Origin of the sequence: Exiguobacterium sp. UBA7533, from assembly GCF_002479335.1 — a bacterium.
Taxonomy (GTDB): domain Bacteria; phylum Bacillota; class Bacilli; order Exiguobacteriales; family Exiguobacteriaceae; genus Exiguobacterium_A.
Map to the genome: position 1 here is coordinate 14,041 of NZ_DLMP01000015.1, position 2,334 is coordinate 16,374.

Here is a 2,334-nt window from a genome sequence, read left to right on the forward strand (position 1 = left end):
TCAATTGATGGATTGATAAGAAGAAATCAATTGCGGCGCCGAACAGTACGACGAGTGCGAAACTGAGGACGATCGTCCACCAACTGAAGCGGCTTCCAAGAGAAAGCGCTGCAATCAAGGCAAGCACATGTAAAACGATGATGGCCAGCCCGACAGTTAACGGTGAGATCGCCGCGACAGCTTCGCTTGCGGATGTCCAAGGTGCACTGCCGATCGAGGCGGTTACCATAAAGCTGTTACCTAGGGCATTAATTAAAATCGAGAATAAATAAATAGTGATCCGTTTTTGCTGACTCATTGACGTGCACAGACGGTAGGACTGCGCATTCACCTCCTGAAAATAAATCGTTTCGTTAAGCTATACCCTAATCGTAGCGCTCTTTTCACTTATTTTCATGAAAAGAGCATTGCCTAATACCTCAGTTTCACGACATACTTAGGACACATTACGAATCAGGGGGAGAACGCATGACATATTTTGGACAGAAGATCCTGCCTTCCGTTAGAAAATTAGAAGACTTTGAAAAGATGCTGAAGAGTCCATATGAGTATGGGGTCTTACTCGAAATGCACGTCTCGCGTTTAAAAGCAGTCTATGAGATGGCACATCGATACGATAAAAAAATGTTTTTGCATATGGATCTCGTCCAGGGGTTAAAAAATGATGAGTACGCGACGGAATATGTTTGCCAAGAACTGAAACCGTATGGCGTCATTTCGACGAAGGCGAGTGTCATCTTGAAGGCACGTCAAAAAAAGGTCAAGACGATGCAGCGTATGTTCTTACTCGATTCCAGTTCACTTGAAAAAAGTTATCAACTTATGGAACGCACACAACCTGATTACATCGAAGTATTACCAGGGTTGATGCCGAAGTATATTCAAGAAGTGAAGGAAAAGACAGGACGTCTCGTATTCGCAGGGGGACTGATTGATACAGTAGAAGAAGTCGAACAAGCGATTGAAGCAGGTGCCTCAAGCATTACGACATCGAATAAGGATTTATGGCGGCATTTTGAACCACACTCTTAATCGGATTGTGAGAAAAATCATTTGGAACGTTTGACAGCGTTTTCACCGATTGTTATAGTGATATCAAGTTGATACAAAGTGACGGAGAAAAGGGAGATTCACGTGTGAGTTCTACTTGAAGAAAATTCAAGTATGAGCTGACGTGGATCTCCTTTTTATGTTGCTTTTTTCACATAATAAAAAAGGAGGAACACTTATGTCACCTTTATTAGCAGAATTTTTAGGTACAGCCTTGCTAGTCGCGCTTGGAAATGGTGTTGGCGCAGGCGTTAGCTTAACGAAATCGTTCGCGAAGGACGCAGGATGGATCGTCATCACGTTTGCATGGGGATTTGCCGTAGCGATTGCCGCGTATGCCGTTGGTCAATTCAGTGGGGCACACCTTAATCCAGCAGTGACGCTTGGTTTAGCATTTGACGGCTCATTTGCATGGGCGGATGTACCAGGCTATATCGTCGCTCAAATCGCCGGCGGGATATTAGGTGCAAGTCTTGTTTTCGTGCATTACTTACCACATTGGGCGGAAACGAAGGATCCAGCAACGAAGCTTGGCGTCTTTGCAACGTCTCCAGCGATTCCATACACATTTGCTAATCTAATGAGTGAAATGATTGCGACGTTCTTACTTGTTATCGGGTTGTTATCAATCGGAGCGAATAAGTTCTCGGATGGTCTGAATCCTCTAATTGTCGGCTTCTTGATCGTCAGCCTCGGTATGTCATTCGGAGGTACGACAGGATATGCGATGAACCCGGCGCGGGACCTTGGTCCTCGTATTGCCCATTTCATCCTACCGATTCATGGAAAAGGATCATCGAATTGGGGGTACTCTTGGATTCCGGTTCTTGGACCAGTTCTTGGTGGAAGTCTTGGCGGATTGTTTTATCGTTCGGTCTTCACAGGAAAAGATACACCGGCTTTTTGGATTGTAGGACTTGTGACAATCATCATATTAGGCTTATGCTATAGATTCGGTGTTCGTCCGAACAAAACAACGTCAGTGAAGTCAAAGTCAGCTTAACTTATTTAGATACAAAAGGATGGGGAAGAGATGGAGAACTACATTTTGTCATTGGATCAGGGAACGACAAGTACACGTGCGATCCTGTTTAATCGTGCTGGTGAGATCGTACATTCAGCGCAACAGGAATTCACGCAGTATTTTCCAAAACCAGGTTGGGTCGAACACAACGCAAACGAGATTTGGGGAAGTGTCCTTGCGGTCGTGGCGACTTGTCTGACGGAAGCAAACATAAAACCGTCGCAGATTGCCGGCATCGGGATCACGAACCAACGTGAAAC

At 45.0% G+C, this 2,334-nt stretch carries 3 protein-coding genes and 1 pseudogene; 3 read left to right on the forward strand and 1 reads right to left on the reverse strand.

The annotated features are described in order from the left end of the window. A pseudogene (locus B2U10_RS14335) lies at positions 1–229 on the reverse strand (hypothetical protein); the annotation flags it as partial. A gap of 239 nt (positions 230–468) precedes the next feature. Between B2U10_RS14335 and B2U10_RS14340 the strand changes: the two are divergent. The 3 genes from B2U10_RS14340 to B2U10_RS14350 form a co-directional block, all read left to right on the forward strand. Beyond that, on the forward strand, positions 469–1,032 hold the full coding sequence (locus B2U10_RS14340) for a glycerol-3-phosphate responsive antiterminator (RefSeq protein WP_290773549.1): 564 nt from the start codon (positions 469–471) through the stop codon (positions 1,030–1,032). A gap of 196 nt (positions 1,033–1,228) precedes the next feature. Beyond that, the gene (locus tag B2U10_RS14345) at positions 1,229–2,053 is read left to right on the forward strand and encodes an MIP/aquaporin family protein (protein ID WP_035409382.1); all 825 of its coding nucleotides are present in this window, start codon (positions 1,229–1,231) and stop codon (positions 2,051–2,053) included. 30 nt (positions 2,054–2,083) lie between these two features. Continuing rightward, positions 2,084–2,334 (forward strand): FGGY family carbohydrate kinase (locus B2U10_RS14350; RefSeq protein ID WP_290788488.1); only part of this gene is annotated, 251 nt, incomplete at its 3' end.